Genomic DNA, 17582 nt, shown 5'->3' on the forward strand with positions numbered 1-17582 from the left:
GCCAGCCGGGGCGGAGCGTGCCTTTCGCAGTAGTTAGATATCTAACGGTAGGTTGTCTAACTTTGCGGTTTGCTCGCGCTCAAAGATGACCTCCCCCGACTCGTTTGTGGCCTTTCTAGATGCCCTGCCGCTGGCGGGCAGCGCCTTTCGGGCGTACTTGCGGCGGCGCTTTCGCGAGTACCGCCTCGACCTAACCTTAGAAATGACCCAGGTGCTGCACTACCTCTGGCAGCACGATGGCGCCAGCCAGCAGGAAATAGCCTGCGCGGCCAACCGCGACAAGGCCACTATGACGGCGATGCTCGACAACCTCGTGCGGCGCGACCTCGTGGAGCGCCGCGCCGATAGCCACGACCGCCGCACCAACCGCGTGGTGCTTACCCCCAAGGGCCAGGCGCTGGAGCGGCAAGTGAAACCCCTTATGCAGGAGATGTTTGCGGTGGCCGGGCAGGACCTGGCGCCCGACCAACTGCGCACCGGCCTGGCCGTGCTCACAAAAATTACGCAAAATCTTACGCAGGCTGAAAAATAAAATAGGACGCCTTGCGTCTGGGTTGCCTTACGCTTACGCGGTAGTGCGGTCGAGCTCCGAGGCCCTAGGTAAAACATTCCCCCTCTACTCGGTTATACCTTCCCGCCGCGGGTGAGATAGCCGGGCAGATGACTCCGACTGGTGGCGCTAAATAAGGCCTAGCGCTCACCACCTACTACCGTTAAAGTGGCCCTCGAATACTAATTAAAAAATGACAGAACAGAAAGGACAACTGGCCCCCGCCAATGGCAAGTTGGGCATCTTGCTGCCCGGCATGGGCGCCGTTGCCACTACCCTCATTGCCGGCGTGTTGGCCGTGCGCAAGGGCGGCGGGCAGCCTATCGGCTCGCTCACCCAAATGGGCAAGCTGCACACCGCGGCGGGTAACCAAAAAATCAAAGACTTTGTACCCCTTGCCGACCTCGAAAATATCGAATTTGGCGGTTGGGACGTGTACGAAGACAACGTGTACCAAGCAGCTGTGAAAGCCGCCGTGCTCGACGAGAAGCTGCTGCAAAGTGTGCGCCCCGAGCTGGAAGCGATGGTGCCCATGAAGGCGGCCTTCGACCCGCACTACGTGAAAAACCTCGACGGCACGCACGTTAAGACTTACACCACCAAGCTCGACCTAGCCGAGCAGGTGATTGCCGACATTCGCAACTTCAAGGCCGAGCGCGGCTGCGAGCGCCTCGTGATGGTGTGGTGCGGCTCTACGGAAATTTACCATGAGTCGGGCGAGCTGCACCGCACGCTGGCGGGCTTCGAAGAAGGCCTGCGTACCAACGCGGCCAACATCGCGCCGAGCATGGTGTACGCCTACGCCGCCCTCAAAGAAGGCGTGCCCTTCGTGAATGGCGCCCCCAACCTGACTGTGGACGTGCCCGCCCTGCTGGAGCTGGCCGCCACTACGCAGACGCCAGTGGCTGGCAAGGACTTTAAAACCGGCCAGACGCTCATGAAAACCATCGTGGCGCCGGGCCTGAGCGCCCGTGCGCTGGGCGTGAAAGGCTGGTTCTCGACCAACATCTTGGGCAACCGCGATGGTCTGGTGCTCGACGACCCCGACAACTTCAAAACCAAGGAAGTATCGAAGCTGAGCGTACTCGACAGTGTGTTCCACCCCGAGGAAAACCCTGAGCTGTACGGTGATATGTACCACAAGGTGCGCATCAACTACTACCCGCCCGCCGGCGACAACAAGGAAAGCTGGGACAACATCGACATCTTCGGCTGGCTGGGCTACCAGATGCAGATTAAGATTAACTTCCTCTGCCGCGACTCCATCTTGGCCGCGCCGCTGGTGCTCGACCTCGCCCTGTTTATCGACCTAGCCAAGCGTGCTGGCATGTCGGGCATTCAGGAGTGGCTCTCCTTCTACCTCAAGTCGCCGCAAACCGACGCCAACATCCGTCCCGAGCACGACATCTTCAAGCAGCTCGTGAACCTGCACAACACCCTGCGCCTGCTCATGAACGAGCCGCCCGTAGAGGCTGCCACCGAAGAAGAATACCAGGACGGCCCCGCGGTGTAATGCCTGGTAAAACAATTTAGTAGAATGTTTAAGCTAATCGCCACCGTGCTGGGCATCGGGTACGTGAAGGGCGGCGGCACGGTGGCGGCCGTGGCCTGCTGCCTGCTGCTGTACCTGGTCCGGCCCGGTGGCGTTTTGCTGCACCTAGGGCCCGCCGCCTTGCTCACGGGCGGCTTGCTAGCCCTGGGCACGCTGGCCGCCCAGCGCGTAGAGGGCGCGTGGGGCAAGGACAGCTACCGCGTAGTTATCGACGAGGTAGCCGGCATGTGGGTGGGCATGCTGCTGGTGCCCCTCACGGGGCCGCGGCTGCTGGTGGGGCTGGTGTTGTTTCGGTTCTTCGACATCGTCAAGCCCTTATTCATTAGAAAGATGGAGCAGCTGCCGGGCGGCGTCGGGGTGATGATGGACGACGTGCTGGCCGGCGTTTATACCAACTTGCTGCTGCACGCTGGGATGTACCTAGGTTACCTCTGAGGCCGTGCGTACTCCCCGTTTCTTGAAGGCCCAGGCGGCCTCTGCGGCCGGCACGGTCATCGATTTTTTGGTGACCATCGTGTGCGTCGAGCTATTCCATAGCTGGTACCTGCTGGGTACGGCGCTGGGCAACGCTGCCGGTGGCCTCACTAACTTTTACCTAGGGCGATACCTCGTATTTAAAGTGCCCGAGCAGCAGGCTGCTGCTCAAGGGGTTCGGTATTTTGTAGTGTGGCTCGGTAGCATGCTACTGAACGCGGGCGGCGTTTACTTGTTTACGCAGCTGCTGCACCTCAACTATGTGTATAGCAAGGTGGTTGTTTCGCTGCTGGTCGGTGTAGGGTTCAACTACTTTTTGCAGCTGCATTTCGTATTTCAAAAATCATGAAACGTCTGCCTCTCAGGCATTCTTACGCCGCCGTGCTCGGCTGGCTGCTGTGGCTGCTGGTGGTGCCTACCGTAGCGCTGGCCCAGGGGGCCACTACCATCACGGGGGTGGTTACCGACGCCAAAACCCGCGAGAAGCTACCCTTCGTGAGTGTGTCGGTGCCGCAGGCCGCCATCGGCACCAATACCGACCAGGATGGGCACTACACCTTGCAGGTGCCGGCGCAGTACACGTCGGTGGTTTACACCTACCTAGGGTACCGCTCGGTCACGAAGACCTTCGAGGCCGGCACGCCGCAGACCATCAACGTGGCGCTGGCTACCAGCTCGGCGCAGCTGGGCGAAGTCGTGATTAAGGGCTCGAAGCCGCCGCGCTACAAGAACAAGGATAATCCGGCGGTGGCGCTCATCCGGCAAGTCATTGCCAACAAGCCCCAAAACCGACCCGAGAGCTACGACTACGTCGAGTATGAAAAGTACGAGAAGATGACCTTCTCTTTCAGTAACTTATCGGAGAAGTTTAAGAACCGCAAGGTCTTCAAAAACTATCAGTTTCTATTCAAGAAGCAAGACTCGACGGCGGCGGGCGGGGTCAATATTCTGCCCATCTACATCGAGGAAAAGCTGGCCAAGGAATACTACCGCAAAAATCCGGAAACGCGCCGTGCCGTGGAGCTAGGCAACAAGCAGGTCGAGTTTGACAAGCATTTTATTGATAACGAAGGCCTCAGCGCCTATTTCAATAGGATGTACCAGGACATCGACATCTACGCCAACAACGTGTCGCTGCTGGGCAACCAGCTCCTGAGCCCCATTGCCGACAACGCGCCCACGTTTTATCAGTTCTACATCTCCGACACGCTGCGCCAACATGTGCCGCAGCTCATTGAGCTTAGCTTTTTTCCGCGCAACAAGGGCGATATGTTGTTTGCGGGCAAGCTCTACGTGACCCTCGACGGGCACTACGCCGTGCAGCAGGCGCACTTGTCAGTAGATAAGCGCATCAACCTCAACTTTGTTAAGAGCCTCGATGCCAACCTAGAGTTTGCCGAAAACCCCGACCGGCGCTACCACCTTAGTAAGACGTTCCTAGGTATCGACTTTGGGGTGACGGAGAAGGGCTCCGGCTTTTATGGCGAGCGCACGGTGTCATTTCAAGACTACCGCGTGAACCAGCCCGCGCCCGCCAGCGTGTACGATGGCCCCGCTCGGGTGGCCCTGACCGACAGTACTAGCCGGCAAAGCGCGGCTTTCTTAGAGCAGAACCGGCCCGACAGCCTCAGCCAAGTAGAGCAATCCATCTACAAAAACGTCGATACGCTGCAGACTATCAAGTCGTTTCAGCGCACGCTTAAGATAGCCTCCTTTTTGTTGTCGGGCTACACGCCGCTTGGGCCATTCGACATTGGCCCGGCCAATACCTTCTACAGCTTTAACCCCGTGGAAGGCTTCCGCCTGCGGGTAGGGGGGCGCAGTACGCCCGAGCTAAGCAAGCGGTTTTACGTCGAAACCTACACCGCCTACGGCTTCAAGGACGAGCAGTGGAAGTACTTTCTGAGCGGCACGTACTCGCTAAATGGTCAGTCCATTTACAAGTTTCCGCAGCACCTGCTACGGGCTAGCTTCCAGCGCGATACCCGTATTCCGGGGCAGGAGCTAGAATTTGTGCAGGAAGACAACTTCCTGCTCTCGTTCAAGCGCGGCGTCAACAACAAGTACCTCTACAACGACGTGTACCGGCTCGACTATGTGCACGAGTTCAACAACCACTTTTCGTATTCACTGGGCTTTCGCAAGCTGCAGCAGTCGCCGGCAGGTGGTCTTTACTTCCGCGACTCGAGCGCCGATACGCCCGACCTCATTGGGCAGCTCACCACGAGCGAGGTATCGCTAGGGTTGCGTTGGGCACCTAGGGAGGCCTTTTACCAAGGCAAGACCTACCGCTCGCCTATCATCAACAAGTACCCCATCTTCACGGCGCGGGCGGCGCGCGGCTTCAAAGGCCTGCTCGATGGGGAATACAGCTATACCAACCTGTCGCTCAATGGCACCAAGCGCTTTTACCTCTCGCAGCTAGGCCACGCCGACGTGGCCGTGGAGGGTGGCTATGTGGTAGGGCAGGTACCGTTTCCGCTGCTCGACATTCACCGGGCCAACCAGACATACTCGTACCAGCTGTACTCGTACAACCTGATGAACTTCCTGGAATTTGCGAGCGACCACTACGCTAGCTTGTTTATCGACCAGAATTTCAACGGCTTCTTCTTCAACAAGCTGCCTGTTATTAAGCACCTTAAGCTGCGCGAAACGGCCTCGTTGAAGCTGCTGTACGGCGGCATTCGGGAAGAGAACAACCCGTATAGTCACCCCGAGCTCTACCAGTTTTTGCAGGATGCCTCGGGGCGGCCGGTTTCGTTCGCCCTAGGTCGCACGCCTTACGTAGAAGCCAGTGTAGGCATCGCCAACATCTTCAAGCTCTTCCGTGTCGATATCGTGAAGCGCTTTACCTATCTCAACAACCCCAATGTGGCCGAATGGGGCCTGCGGGGTCGTTTCAAAGTTGATTTTTAATTTGCCAGACCGCATGACTTTTGATACCATCCGGGCGGCGCTCCAAGCCGGAATTTACAAGGTAATCAACCCGTTTGTACGCTTGCTCATCAAGCTCGGCTTTACCCCCAATGCCGTGACCCTGACAGGCTTACTGCTGAATATTGGCGTAGCCATTATCTTTATTGTGGGCGGCGAGGAAGGCAACCGCGGCGACCTGCGCTACGTGGGCTGGGGCGGCGCGCTCATTTTGTTTGCGGGCCTCTTCGATATGCTCGACGGCCAGGTGGCCCGGCTCGGTAATATGAAGAGCACCTACGGCGCCATGTTCGATTCGGTACTGGACCGTTATAGCGAGCTATTTACCTTCCTAGGTATCTGCTACTACCTCGTGGCGCACCATTACCTCCTAGGGTCACTGTTCGCGTTTATTGCGCTTATTGGCTCGATGATGGTGAGCTACACCCGAGCCCGGGCCGAGGGGCTGGGCGTCGATTCGAAGGGTGGCCTCATGCAACGCCCCGAGCGGGTAGTGCTCATGGGTGTTAGTGCCTTGGCCTGCGGCATTAGCTCGGCTTTTATCGGGGGCGATTACAAGCTCTTCATACCGGGTGTGCCGTTCCACGTTTTCGAAACCATGTCGATTCTGACGCTGCCCATCACCGTGTTGGCAGTACTGGCCAACATCACGGCGGTGTCGCGGCTGCTGCAAGCCCGCAAGGCCTTAGAAGCCAAAGATGCTAAGGACGCGGATGAGGCTGCCGTGGCTGTAACTGCCCCAGTTGCGGTGCCTACGCGGTCGGCGGTGAAAGCATTGGTGATTGGGTTGTTCTTCTGCGGCTTGCCACTGGCCCAGGCCGCGGCGCCGGGCCTAGTATTTCCGGTACCGACGGGGGTGGCCAACCAACTCTTTTACTTGCAGCGCGACCCTAACACCAATACCGTTATCTACCAGCTCAACGTGAATGGTGCTGGCAAACTCGATGAAGACGAGCCCGTGCACGTGTTCTGGATACGCTACGGCGAGCACGGCGAGCGCAAGGACTTGAACTTTATTCAGCGCAAGTTTGCCTACGGCCTCACCGCCAAGAAAGCCGCGGCTGATAAGTATGTCCTCAAGTTTGCTGCCTACGACAAGGTGCCGTTTTACCTCCAAAAAACGAGCGCCGACAATGCCTTCCACGTGGTCACGGTCATCAATAACAAGCAGATTGTGATAAACCGCGTGTACTTGCGCATCGAGGGTGGCACCTTCTGGGTGCCCAATGTGAAGTACATCGAAGTCAAAGGCTGGAACGCTGCCACCCGCGAGCCCGTGGTAGAGCGGCTGAGCGTGTAGCGCGGGCTTCTATAATTCTTTATGTCTCAACTATCTGCCGAGCCGGCTCGCCCCGCCGGGCGCTGGCTCGTGCCGGCGCTGTCGCTGGCTTACCTGCTGTTTTCGCGGTTTCTGATTGGCTTCCGGCCCGAGCAATTGGTGCTGGTAGGGCTGTGCAATGCGTGCTACTTTCTATCGGCCACCACGCGGCGGTTTATCACCGGGTTCTCCATTTTCGTGGTCTTCTGGGTGCTGTACGACTACATGCGGGTATTCCCCAACTACCAGTACCGAGCCGTGGATGTGGCGCAGCTGTACCACACCGAGAAAAGCTTGTTCGGCATTCATACCCTAGGGCAAGTGCTGACACCCAACGAGTTTTGGCTGCAACACCATCAACCCTGGCTTGATGTGCTGTGCGGTATCTTTTACCTATGCTGGGTACCGATTCCGCTGGCATTTGCGGGTTATTTGTTCTTTCGCAATCGCCGGCTATTTTTTGCCTTTGCGCTCACGTTTTTGCTGGTTAACATCCTAGGCTTCATTGTGTATTACCTGCACCCCGCGGCTCCGCCATGGTACGTGCAGCAGCATGGTTTGGCGTTTCAGCCACTCACGATGGGCAGCACGGCGGGCCTGTCCCGGTTCGATAGCTTTTTTGGGGTGCACATCTTCCAGGGCATCTACGCCAAGAACGCGAACATCTTTGCGGCCATGCCCTCGCTGCACTCGGCTTACCCAGCCATCGTCTTGTTTTATGCGCTTAAAAACAAGTCGGGTATCTTCAATGCAGTGTTTCTAGTGATTATGCTAGGTATCTGGTTTGCAGCAGTGTATACCAGCCATCACTACGTGCTGGATGTGCTGGCGGGCATCACTATCGCCCTGACTGGTATCGGTATCATTCGCTTTCTACTGGCAAGGAGTTCGACGTTTAATCGCCTGATTGACGCCTTTATGCAAGCCACGGCGCCGGCCGCCTAGGGGTAGGATTAGAAGGAAAAGAGTCAGGTGCTCAGTGCACTAGCGCGGGTAGCTGGCCAAGTACAGCGTCGGTGTGGGATGCTAGCTGCTGGGGCGTGGGCACTACCTCGATGTCGGGGCGCACGCCGCGGCCCAGCTGCGGGTGCGGGCAAGCCGTGAGTATTCGAAAATGCGGTAGCTGTAGTACCAGGTGAGTTTCGGGCAGCTCTAGGTCCGAGATGGTGCCGCCGTTGCAGCCGGCTTCGGCGCCGCCCGTTTCTTCGCCGATAACCGTAATGCGCCGTTGCGCCAGCAGGCTGGCGGTGAAATTGGAAGCGGCTGAAAACGTACCGCCATCGACCAGCACCACTACCTGGCCCCGGAAATAGCGCCCCCGATAGGGCTGCTGCGGGCCAAGGTCAGAATTGATAAAGCTAATGGTGCCATCGAGCAGGCGCCGGACGCGGGCGGGGTTGAAGTAGTCGGGTTTGAGCGAGTCGGGCTGGGCGAAGAACGGGTATAGTACTGGCGTGAGAGCGCTTTTATTCAGTATAAATTCGGACTTCATCAGGTACTTCAGAATGTCCACCGAAATCTCTTGGTTGCCCCCCGCGTTGCCGCGCAGGTCAATCACCAACTGCTTGATGCGGCGCTTGCTTAGGTCAGCAAATAGCTGCTGATGAAAACGTTTGTAGTCCTCCAGCTCATCGTAACTAAATTCGCGGATGCGAAAAATGGCCGTGCCGGGCAGGTCCTCGGGGTAGCGCATCGACCGCAGTCGGTCGAGCTGGCGGGTGCGATGCTGCTCGGCCGTGAGGGGCGCGGGCATCGAGGTTAGGGGCTTGGGTTTGGCGGGCTTGGGCAGGGGCGTGAGCGGGCGCTGCTGCCCAGTGCTGTCGCGCACCAGCAGCGGGTAGGTGGGCTTGGCCTCATAGAAGCTCCAATAGTAGGAGTCAAAAAAGCCCGTTTCCAATTCCTTGTCCTGAAAGCCGGTGCCGTAGCCATCGGCCGAAATGAGCGAGCGCAGACGTGGCAGTACCTCGGCGGTGGGGTGCCCATCGATGGCTAGAATTTCGGTGCCCGACCGCAATTCGGGCGCGGTGCTCTGGTTTTCGGCCACGAATAGCTGATTGTGGCGCACGGCCACCGTGAAGGGCAGATAGGGGTGCGGCTGCCGCCGAAACCACGCCCGGTAGGCGGCCGACTGCCGCACCCGCGTGTGCCCGCAGTGCACGCGCCCCACCAGGGTTTGCAGCAGCTGCCAGTATTCGGGCTCGGCCATGGGGTGGGTGAGGGCGGCCGCTGTGCGGGTAAACGCACGGTCGAGCGAGTCTTTGGGCGTGTACCAATACAAGCCAGGGTGCACTTCCTCCAGCGCCCGACGCAAGTACGCAAAGTCGCTTTGCAGTTGCGCGACCGCGTAGCGCTGGGCCGGGTCGTAGACGGCGGGCGCCGCCGATTGGGCCACGGCCCCTAGGTGTCCAAGGCAGCAGAAAAAGAAGAGGAGAAGTGCTTTCATAAGATGCGTGGCTTTGCAAGTAGTTAGCCAGTAGCTTAGACTCTGTGAGTCCGAGCGTAGCGAGCATTCCGTGTACGCACACGTAACCTAACGCAATATGCTCGCTACGCTCGCCCTCGGACTCACAGAGTCTAAGCTACTGGCCGAGTAGTCGTTCTAAGCGTTCGCGCCAGCTGGGTGAAAGGGTAGGGAGAGCTAGCAGCGCCCGCACTTTCCCTAGGTCGGCGTAGGCGGGTGCCAGCATTTGCACCATATCGTGGATGGTGACGGCGCAAGTGGAAGGCTCGATGAGCGTAATCGTATCGCCTGCCTGCAAGTGGCCTGGTTGCACCACCCGAAAGTAAATGCCCGGGCGCTGGGCTTCTTCAAACTCGCGCACCAAGCTTGGTCGCTGCCACCGAATGCCCAGCTTCAGGCACGGGCGGCGCGGCTGCACGGCCATGAGCACAGCGGTGCCGATTTGGAAGCAGTCGCCCACCCGCACTTGTGTTTCGAGCAGGCCAGTGGTGGTTAAGTTTTCGCCGAAGGCACCGGGCGCCAGTTGGGCGGCGGGCAGGTGTTGCTGCCAGTAGGTGTGATGCTCTTGGGGGTAGGCATACACGGCCTTGTCTGGGCCGCCGTGCACGCGCAGGTCGGCTTGACCATCGCCGGCTAGGTGCTCGGCGTGCAGCTGCACTGGTCCCACTATGGGCTGCTTAAAGATGCTGGTACGAACGGTGTTACCCCGCCAGGTAACCTCCTGGGGCAGGGCCACATTCAGGGAGAGGAGTTGCATAGCGCGAAGTAAGGGCCGCGCTGGCGTAACGAAAGCCGCAGCCGATTGGTACTGGGCGGGCCTACCTTCGGCTTTGTATTACTTCCGGCTATGAAATTTTTGGTAGTGCTGCTTGGGCTGGTCCTAGGTAGCTCGTTTGCCGGCTACGCCGTGCCCCGCGTGCAGGTGCAGCTCTCGGTAGAGCCCGCTACCCGCGCCTTTACCTGTCAGTACACGTTTGTGCTGCCCGCGGGCGATACCTCGTCGGTGCTGCGCCTCAATTTGAGAAAAGATTTCCGGGTGCAGCGCGGGCAACTTGGTGGCGCCGCAGTGCAGGTGCGGCACGTTTACTATCCTTACTTCACAGATACTGTGCAGCAGGTAGTGGTGCGCTACCCGGCTGGTCGGCCCCGTGCCCGCTCGTTTACGCTGGTCTATGAGGGTATTCTTCAAAAGGAGCGCACCACGGCGCAGGTACTGGAGTTTAGCGGCCATACCATCTGGCTGCCTTTCCGGCCGCTAGAGGAATATGAACTAGTCGATTATACCCTTGATGTGCGCGTGCCGCCCGGCTACCAGGTGCGCAGCACGCGGCCGCCCCTAGGTGCCAAGCCCGGCCGCTTTCGGTTTGAAGGCCAAGCCAGCGCCATCGAGCTGACGGCCATCATTGCCCCGCAGTTTTACCAGGCTGTAGCTAATCGCGGCCCCGCCATTGCGGTGGTGAAAGCCGGAGCGCCCCTAGGTTTCAAAGAAGCGGCCATTCTACCTAAAGCGCAAGACATCATTGCCTTCTACAATCGCACCATTGGCCGCCAGGACTCTATCACTAGGTTCACGGTGCTGCTCACGGGCACCAAGCAAGACGCATTTGGCCTGCTTGACAATGCCACCGTTATCACCTACACCACTGATTTTGATATCGCGCAGCGGGAGGATTTGCTGATACTGGCTCACGAAATCAGCCATAAGTGGTGGGGCTATGGCTCGGTGCACGACGAAAGCGAGTGGTTGAATGAGGCCTTTGCGACCTATTCGAGCATGCTCTATTTGCAGGCCCGCGGCGACACGGCCGGCTATCGCCAAAACTATGAGAAGCTCGCCAAGACCACGGTTAACACGCCGGCCATCACCGGCTTCGACCGCACAAAGTATGAGTCTGGAATGTTCCGGCGCGTGGTGTACAACAAAGGAATGGTAGTGCTGGCCGCCCTGCACGCCCGCGTGGGTACCGAGCAGCTCTATACCATCTTGGCCCGCACGGCGGCCCAACGAGTGGGCACGACTACTGCCTTCCTAGGTGTAGTAGGGCAGGTAGCGGGCCCCGAAACCCGCGCCTGGCTGCTGGCAAGGCTGAGCGAGTAAGGTGCTGTTTGGTTTGGGTTTAGATTGATTTATACTCGTCGCTCGTGGGTACCCCACCCCCGGCCCCTCCCCTCCGGGAGAGGGGTGCCTGACGACCTGAATGACGTAAGCTCACGTCTGCTGACGGTCGGCACCCCTCTCCCGGAGGGGAGGGGCCAGGGTGGGGTACCCACGCTAAATAGACATTATTTGGTAGTCTTAGCTGGTGCCTTTAGGTAACGCAGGGCCGCCGCCAGCACTGGGTCTTGGCCGGCTTGCAGCGCGGCTACGGTGGGGCGCACGGGCACGGTGGGCTGGATGCCAATGCCATTCCACTCGGTGCCATCGGGGTAGGCGTCACGCTTGGTGCACACGCGGGCCATGATGCCGCCGGGCACGGCAAACGCGAACGGCTGCCCGGTGCTGCCGCCGGTAGGTTCGCCTACTAGCGCGCCCCGCTTCAGGCCCACGTAGGCCGAGCAAAAGTCCTCGGCTGCCGAAAACGTTTCGCCGCTGATGAGCACCGCTACGGGCTTGGTATACAGCTTGCCCGCGCCGGCAGGTCCCTCAGTGTAGTCAGTGAAAAGCGGCTCGAACCTAACGCCCGCGCCCCGCGCCCGCCCCAGGGCGCTGTAGGTGCGCGACTGGTAGCTGCCAGGGTGGTAGGTTTTGTCGGTGAGATAGCTCAGAATGCTGTAGCCGTAGCCCGAATTGCCGCCCCCGTTCCGACGCAGGTCGATGATGAGACCAGCGGTGTTTTTGATAGAATCGAACGCTGCCGCAAAGCGCTTGAAGCCCGCGTCGGTTTCAAACTCATTGACTTGCAGATACGCCACGTTGCCGGGCAAAAAGCGTAGCTGTACCGGTGCGGTGGGCGCGTATTTGCCGTAGCCGCGGCGCGGCAGCACGCGCGTGAAGTCGTGGCCCCGCGCATCGCGAAAGGTTAGGTGCACGGGTCGGGTTTTGGGACCACGCAGTAGGTTGTAGATGTAGGTTTGCACATCTACGTTTTGGGTGGTCGAGCCGCTTTGGTAGGGGCGCACGTAGCGGTCGGCATAGGTCTTGACGGGCAGGCCGTCAATCTGCACAATTTCGAGGCCGGGCACGATGCCGGTGCGGCGCAGGCTGTCGTACTGCACATCGCGCACCAGCACGCGGCCCTCTACTAGGTGCGGGCGCAGTGGCGGGCGGGCACCCGTGGAGTCGGCTAGCGGGCCACCGTTGGCCCACACGCCAGTGTGGCCGTCGTGCAACTGGGCGTAGAACTGCTGGAGCAGCCGGAAGTACGCCAAGGTGCTAGTGGCAGCCTGTACCTTAGGTAGATACTCTAAATACAGCTTGTCCCAATCGAAGCCTGGTAGATGGTCGAAATACGCAAAGTTGTACTTGGCCTCTTCCCAAAGCTTCGACAGCCCGGCTACCTTCTCCGCCATAGGCAGGTTGGGCTGGTAGGGCGTAGCCAGGGCCGGCGAGTCGAAAACTTTGCTGAGAGCTGATGCCTTATCTATTAGCGGTTTAATGGAAGGGTCTTGGCGGGCAGTAGCCAAGGCCGGCTGTTTCACTATCCAGGGTATATAGACCTCTTGTTCTTTTGGGGAAACCAGGAGTTGGTGTAGGGAGGCCGCAGCGGCAGCCGGTTGCCCTAGGCGGCCTTGCAGCACGGCCAAGTCGAAGAGTATATCACTTTTACGGTAGAAGAGTGTCTCGCTGGTCTTGGCTAGCGCCACTACGTCGGGGCGCTGGTAGTACCCTAGGGCGGCTTGCAGCAGGCGCACACCCTTTTGCAGGCTGTCCGCGGGCGGGTTTTCAGCTTTGCCCACTACCGCCCGCACGTGGGCCCGCTGGTTTTGCAGATAGTCATAGGCGGCGCTGGCCGTGAGGAGTGCCTGGGCGTGGGCGGCCATTGAGCAGCCAAAAGCCAATAGCACGAATACTACAAACTTCATAAATAGCTGGTTGGGGCAGAAAAAGGAAATGGCGGCTAGAAGCGAGGGGACCTAGATATGCAGAATCTTGCCGCCCTGTTCGCGATGCTCCTGCGTCAGTTGGGCTGGGCCGCTGTATTTGATGGTAGCCTCGTTCACGGCGCTGGCGTCTAAGGTCTTGCTGGCCGCAAACTGCGCCACGCTACCGCTGGAAGCGTAGGCTATACACTGGTCGGCGTGGAGATTGGGGCTACGAAACTTACTGCCCCCGATGGCCCGCACCCGCAGGGTCGGCGCCGCGCCACTGAGGCGGGCTGCTGCCCCTTCACGCAACTGGATATCAAGCGCCTGCACCTGCACCGCGCCGCCTAGGGTGGCGCCCGAGCGCAGCCGCACGGACAGCGTATTTGGCGAGCCGTAAGTAAGGCCGCTGGCTAGGGTGACTTCGGCACCATCAGCGGCCGTGAGGGTGCGCAGCTCGGGCATGATGACTACCACCTTAAACATCTCGCGGGAGTGAACCAAGCCCTGCCAATTCGGCTCGTGCTGGTAATCGAAATATATCTTGAGCACCCCGCCTTCGACCACCGTTTTAGTCATGCGTCGAAATTGGGCGGTGGAGGCATCCACCACCGCTTCGGATGCCGGGCCTGAGCGTACTTCTAACTGGATGCCATCGGTGACGTCGATTGCCGTGAAGGCCGGCAGGGCTCGTGTTTCGGTGCGGGCGGTTGGGGCATTTTGAGACCAGCTAGTGGCCGGCGCAGCTAGGGAAAGCAGGGCGAGTAGCAGGAGGTTTTTCATAGGTTATTGCACGCCGAAAACGTGGTTTTTGTAATCAATAATGACCGTGTTGTGCAAGAAATATGCATTACCCGTGATACCCCAGACGTTTTCTTCCTGGTAGAGCTTATTAAACTTCTGTATGTTGTCCGAAAACATTAAGGCGTCGGACAACTGCTTTGTGCCGAAGTAAATAGCCTGCTTGGGCCGGCGTCCATAGACATAGTAGTACTCGCCCCAGCTAGAGGTTTTGATGGAGTCTTGCACGGCTTCGGTGGCGGCCGCGGTGGCGCGCTGCCGGGTGGTGAGTAGCGCAAATAGGCTGGAGCCCGTATCGAAGAGCAAGTCCTCCGGCTGGCCATTGATGCGCAGCGGAATCTTGATGCGGCCGTCCTTCAGCTTGAAGGGCTGGAACGAAGCTTTAGCATAGGCGGCGGGTACCTGGTCAACCACGCAAAGCCGCTGGTGCGGGTAGTCGATTATCAAGACCCGGTTCTGGAAAAGGTCGGGGGCGATGGTGCCGACGTGCACCTCCGTCTTGTCGGTCAGCGTTTTGGCAGTTAGCTTGTCGCCAAAATTTCTGAAATAACCGAGGTCGCGCAGCCCAAAATCGACGGCCCCTAGCTTGAGCTTGACGCCAACCAGCTTCGGGTTTTTCTGGCTCTGGATGTAGAAAGTGCGGGTGGTATCCAGCTTGGCGGTGAGCGCTGGGTACTTGGGTAGGTAAGGCGCTAGTGGATTGGCATACACGACCGTTGTTGTGGCTCCTAGGTCGAGCTGCATCTTGAATTTGTGCGGCAGGTTATCTAAGGCCACTGGCACCGTGATGGCTACCTTGTCGAAGCGGCGGCCGGCCAGCGTGCCACCTTCCCAGTTGAAGGGTATCCAGGGGAGTTGCTGCGCCTCGGCGGCCGAAGAGAAGAGTAGAAAAAGGAAGATGGTAAGCTTGTTCATATGTAGGGCAGGCCTTCTTGCAGAAGACTGTCTTATTAAGTGCCAAGCTTGTGCCATTCGGACAAGTTGTTCATCCTCAACTGACCGCTAGAATGACCACCGAACAACAAGTGTTCGTTTTCGAACACTTGTTGTTCGGTGGCGAGCAACCGGGGCAGCTACTTGGCGCGTAGGGCCCGGGCGGGCGGCACCAGCGCGGCTCGTAGCGTGCGGTAGCCGATAGTGAGTAGCGTGAGCGTGGCCGTGGCCGCCAGCGCCACCCCAAACAGCAAGGGCCGCAAGCTGATATGGGTGGCAAATTGGTCGAGCCAGCGTTGCATGAGCCAGCTTGTGAGCGGCGCAGCCACCACAAAAGCTACCGCCAGCAGTCCCGCAAACTCGCCCACGAACGAGGCCATAATCTGCCAGGGGCGGGCGCCCATTACCTTACGAATTCCGATTTCGCGGGCCCGGCGCTGCGTGATAAAAGCCACTAGCCCATACAAACCCAGGCACCCGATGGCGATGGCCGTGAGCGCCGCCAGCCGCACAATAGCCAGCTGCGTCTGCTCGCGCTCGTAAAAGGAGGCTACCCGCTCGTCGAGCCGAAGCGGCGCGAAGAGGTACCTAGGAAAATACCGTTCCCACGTGGTGCGGACGGCCAGCGGCAGGGTCGCACTGGGGGCCAACTGCACGGTGATGGAGCGATACTCGCCAGGATTGTGGAAGAGCACCATCGGGAGGGGCTCCTTCTGAAGACCCTGGAGGCGCCAGTCGCGCACCACGCCCACAATGGGCCCGTAAGCTACGTCGTTGCTTCGGCTATTCAGCCCCAGCTCGTGGCCAATGACGGCGGCGGGCGGCCCAACCCCCAGCATGCGGGCAGCGGTTTCATTGAGCAGGAAGCTACTCGGCTTTGAGTCGGCGGTTAGGGGCTGGCCGGCCACCAACTGCAAGCCGAATACGGCTAGGTAGTGGTCGTCAATGGCCAGGCGAGTCACGTCGAACTTTTCGTTGAGTGCCCGGCGATCGTAGGAAAAGTAGGAAGTATTAGTGGTACCCACGGCCGGGCTATCGAAGCCAAACGTGACCCCGGCCACGCCCGGCACCTGCGCCAGCTCGGCCCGCAGGCGCGCTTGGGCGGCGCCAGCTAGCCAGGGCGTGGGCACCACCACCCGCCCAGATGTGGCAAAGCCCGGGTTGGTGTCGAGCCACACCGAAAGCTGCTGGTACATTACCAGTACCCCTAGGGTAAAGCTCTGGCTCAAAGCCAGCTGCGCCACTACCAGCCCGCGCCGCACCCACAGGCCGCCGGCCTGGCCGGGCGTTTGGCCCTTGAGTACCTGCGCCGGCCGAAAGCCCGCCAGCACCCGGCCCGGGTACCAGCCCGCCCCTAGGGTCAAAAACAAGACCAGCCCGGCCAGAAACAGCCACGCCCGCCCATCGAGCCAGTGCGGAATGGGGGTGTTGGTCCACTCGCGTAGGCCTGGTAGGGCCGCGTAGGCCAGCACCAGCCCGGTGCCCGCCGCCAGCAGCACCAGCAGCAGCGTTTCGGCCAGGAACTGCCAAAAAATACCTCGGCTGGTGGCGCCCACCGTGCGCCGCACCCCAATCTCGCGCCCCCTACCTAGGGCCTGCGCCGTGGCTAGGTTCACAAAATTGACGCCTGCGGTAAGGAGCAACAGCCCACCGATACAGCTCAAGATGAGCAAAGTGCTGCGGGCAATGGTGCCATCGTAGTCCATGGCAAAGTGCTGTTCTAGCAAAGGCAGCACTCGGTAGCGGTAAGTAGGCAGCGAAGTTGGGTGGTGGCGTTGGTGTAAGGCCAGCAAAGCGTGCTCTAGCTGGGCGGGTGTGCGGCCGGGTGCCAGCCGCACCCAGCCATGCGTTTGGGAGCTTACGCCTTCCCATAGGGTGAGCGGCGTGCCCGAGTGCCCGTAGTGGAGCAGGGTGGGGTAGGAGATGAAAAACCCGTAGCGTTGGTCGGTGTTGTCGGGAATATCGGCCAGCAAACCCGTCACTGTGAGGTCGATTTGGTTGTTCAGCCGCAGGCGGCGACCTAGGGGGTTGGCGCCGCCAAAATATTGGCGGGCCAGCCGCTGCGTTAAGACTACCGAAAACGGCTGGCGCAGCGTCTGGGCCGCCGAGCCCACCAGCCAGCGGTACGACGTGAATACCGCAAAATATTCGGGCTCGACAAACGCTATGGCGTAGGGCTCGGCGTACTTGGTGCCCGGCTGCCTGCCCGGGCCCAGCACCTGCACCAGCTGGTCTTCCTGCCCAATGCTCATGGCCACGGTACCTAGGCCGGGAAAATCGTGCCGCAGCGCCGGCCCCACCGGCGTCGGGATGCCGGGGTGATAGCCCCGCGAGCCGCCAGCTACGTCCGTGACCAGCCGGTAGATGCGGGCCGACTGCGGGTGGTAGGTATCGAAGCTTTCGTGGAAGCGCACCAGCCAGTACAGCAGCAGGCTGCACGCCAAGGCCAGGGCCAGCCCTAGCACATTGAGGGCCGAGTAGGCGGGGTGGTGGCGCAGCGTGCGCAGCAGGTGGGTGAGGTGCGAAAACATGC

General features: G+C 59.8%; 14 protein-coding genes. 8 read left to right on the top strand and 6 right to left on the bottom strand.

Annotated elements, in window-relative coordinates:
• Positions 1-85 precede the first annotated feature (85 nt).
• The 7 genes from FNT36_RS00190 to FNT36_RS00220 all read left to right on the top strand — a co-directional run bounded on the left by FNT36_RS00190 (position 86) and on the right by FNT36_RS00220 (position 7776).
• Positions 86-532: a MarR family winged helix-turn-helix transcriptional regulator gene (locus tag FNT36_RS00190; RefSeq protein ID WP_144842785.1), complete on the top strand. Its 447-nt coding sequence runs from the start codon at positions 86-88 to the stop codon at positions 530-532.
• Between the two features lie 211 nt (positions 533-743).
• Positions 744-2063 (top strand): inositol-3-phosphate synthase, encoded by a 1320-nt coding sequence (locus FNT36_RS00195; protein WP_144842787.1) that lies wholly within the window; start codon positions 744-746, stop codon positions 2061-2063.
• Between the two features lie 24 nt (positions 2064-2087).
• On the top strand, positions 2088-2537 hold the full coding sequence (locus tag FNT36_RS00200; RefSeq protein ID WP_144842789.1) for a phosphatidylglycerophosphatase A family protein: 450 nt from the start codon (positions 2088-2090) through the stop codon (positions 2535-2537).
• A gap of 4 nt (positions 2538-2541) precedes the next feature.
• Positions 2542-2925 carry a GtrA family protein gene (locus FNT36_RS00205; protein WP_144842791.1) on the top strand — a complete coding sequence of 128 codons (384 nt, stop codon included), beginning with the start codon at positions 2542-2544 and terminating at the stop codon, positions 2923-2925.
• On the top strand, positions 2922-5495 hold the full coding sequence (locus FNT36_RS00210; RefSeq protein ID WP_144842793.1) for a DUF5686 and carboxypeptidase-like regulatory domain-containing protein: 2574 nt from the start codon (positions 2922-2924) through the stop codon (positions 5493-5495). The genes FNT36_RS00205 and FNT36_RS00210 overlap by 4 nt, the downstream gene beginning before the upstream one ends.
• 13 nt (positions 5496-5508) lie before the next feature.
• On the top strand, positions 5509-6813 hold the full coding sequence (locus tag FNT36_RS00215) for a DUF4833 domain-containing protein (RefSeq protein WP_144842795.1): 1305 nt from the start codon (positions 5509-5511) through the stop codon (positions 6811-6813).
• Between the two features lie 21 nt (positions 6814-6834).
• Positions 6835-7776, top strand: coding sequence for a phosphatase PAP2 family protein (locus FNT36_RS00220; protein WP_144842797.1), 942 nt, complete (start codon positions 6835-6837; stop codon positions 7774-7776).
• Between the two features lie 31 nt (positions 7777-7807).
• Here FNT36_RS00220 and FNT36_RS00225 read toward each other — a convergent pair whose 3' ends face one another.
• Complete coding sequence (locus FNT36_RS00225; RefSeq protein WP_144842799.1) at positions 7808-9274, bottom strand: S41 family peptidase; 1467 nt, start codon at positions 9272-9274, stop codon at positions 7808-7810.
• A gap of 136 nt (positions 9275-9410) precedes the next feature.
• Entirely contained in the window at positions 9411-10049 is a 639-nt protein-coding gene (locus FNT36_RS00230; protein WP_144842801.1) for an MOSC domain-containing protein, read from the bottom strand.
• Between the two features lie 90 nt (positions 10050-10139).
• Here FNT36_RS00230 and FNT36_RS00235 point away from each other — a divergent pair, with 90 nt between their 5' ends.
• Positions 10140-11390, top strand: a complete 1251-nt coding sequence (locus FNT36_RS00235; protein WP_144842803.1) for a M1 family aminopeptidase — start codon at positions 10140-10142, stop codon at positions 11388-11390.
• Positions 11391-11575: 185 nt separating this feature from the next.
• On the opposite strand, the gene FNT36_RS00240 is transcribed toward FNT36_RS00235, so the two are convergent.
• From FNT36_RS00240 to FNT36_RS00255, 4 genes are all read right to left on the bottom strand, one after another.
• Positions 11576-13315 carry a S41 family peptidase gene (locus FNT36_RS00240; RefSeq protein ID WP_144842806.1) on the bottom strand — a complete coding sequence of 580 codons (1740 nt, stop codon included), beginning with the start codon at positions 13313-13315 and terminating at the stop codon, positions 11576-11578.
• A gap of 51 nt (positions 13316-13366) precedes the next feature.
• Complete coding sequence (locus tag FNT36_RS00245) at positions 13367-14098, bottom strand: GIN domain-containing protein (protein ID WP_144842809.1); 732 nt, start codon at positions 14096-14098, stop codon at positions 13367-13369.
• Between the two features lie 3 nt (positions 14099-14101).
• On the bottom strand, positions 14102-15031 hold the full coding sequence (locus FNT36_RS00250; protein ID WP_144842811.1) for a hypothetical protein: 930 nt from the start codon (positions 15029-15031) through the stop codon (positions 14102-14104).
• A gap of 158 nt (positions 15032-15189) precedes the next feature.
• A complete protein-coding gene (locus FNT36_RS00255) occupies positions 15190-17580 on the bottom strand; it encodes an FtsX-like permease family protein (RefSeq protein WP_144842813.1) in 2391 nt (796 codons plus the stop codon).
• Positions 17581-17582 lie beyond the last annotated feature (2 nt).

Source organism: Hymenobacter setariae (assembly GCF_007713685.1).
In the GTDB taxonomy this organism is placed as follows: Bacteria; Bacteroidota; Bacteroidia; order Cytophagales; family Hymenobacteraceae; genus Hymenobacter; species Hymenobacter setariae.

Excerpts from the sequence above, each read along its gene's own strand:
- FNT36_RS00190 (WP_144842785.1), top strand. The coding sequence starts at position 86 with ATGACCTCCCCCGACTCGTTTGTGGCCTTTCTAGATGCCCTGCCGCTG.
- FNT36_RS00195 (WP_144842787.1), top strand. The coding sequence starts at position 744 with ATGACAGAACAGAAAGGACAACTGGCCCCCGCCAATGGCAAGTTGGGC.
- FNT36_RS00200 (WP_144842789.1), top strand. The coding sequence starts at position 2,088 with ATGTTTAAGCTAATCGCCACCGTGCTGGGCATCGGGTACGTGAAGGGC.
- FNT36_RS00210 (WP_144842793.1), top strand. The coding sequence starts at position 2,922 with ATGAAACGTCTGCCTCTCAGGCATTCTTACGCCGCCGTGCTCGGCTGG.
- FNT36_RS00215 (WP_144842795.1), top strand. The coding sequence starts at position 5,509 with ATGACTTTTGATACCATCCGGGCGGCGCTCCAAGCCGGAATTTACAAG.
- FNT36_RS00220 (WP_144842797.1), top strand. The coding sequence starts at position 6,835 with ATGTCTCAACTATCTGCCGAGCCGGCTCGCCCCGCCGGGCGCTGGCTC.
- FNT36_RS00225 (WP_144842799.1), bottom strand. The coding sequence starts at position 9,274 with ATGAAAGCACTTCTCCTCTTCTTTTTCTGCTGCCTTGGACACCTAGGG.
- FNT36_RS00230 (WP_144842801.1), bottom strand. The coding sequence starts at position 10,049 with ATGCAACTCCTCTCCCTGAATGTGGCCCTGCCCCAGGAGGTTACCTGG.
- FNT36_RS00235 (WP_144842803.1), top strand. The coding sequence starts at position 10,140 with ATGAAATTTTTGGTAGTGCTGCTTGGGCTGGTCCTAGGTAGCTCGTTT.
- FNT36_RS00240 (WP_144842806.1), bottom strand. The coding sequence starts at position 13,315 with ATGAAGTTTGTAGTATTCGTGCTATTGGCTTTTGGCTGCTCAATGGCC.
- FNT36_RS00245 (WP_144842809.1), bottom strand. The coding sequence starts at position 14,098 with ATGAAAAACCTCCTGCTACTCGCCCTGCTTTCCCTAGCTGCGCCGGCC.
- FNT36_RS00250 (WP_144842811.1), bottom strand. The coding sequence starts at position 15,031 with ATGAACAAGCTTACCATCTTCCTTTTTCTACTCTTCTCTTCGGCCGCC.
- FNT36_RS00255 (WP_144842813.1), bottom strand. The coding sequence starts at position 17,580 with ATGTTTTCGCACCTCACCCACCTGCTGCGCACGCTGCGCCACCACCCC.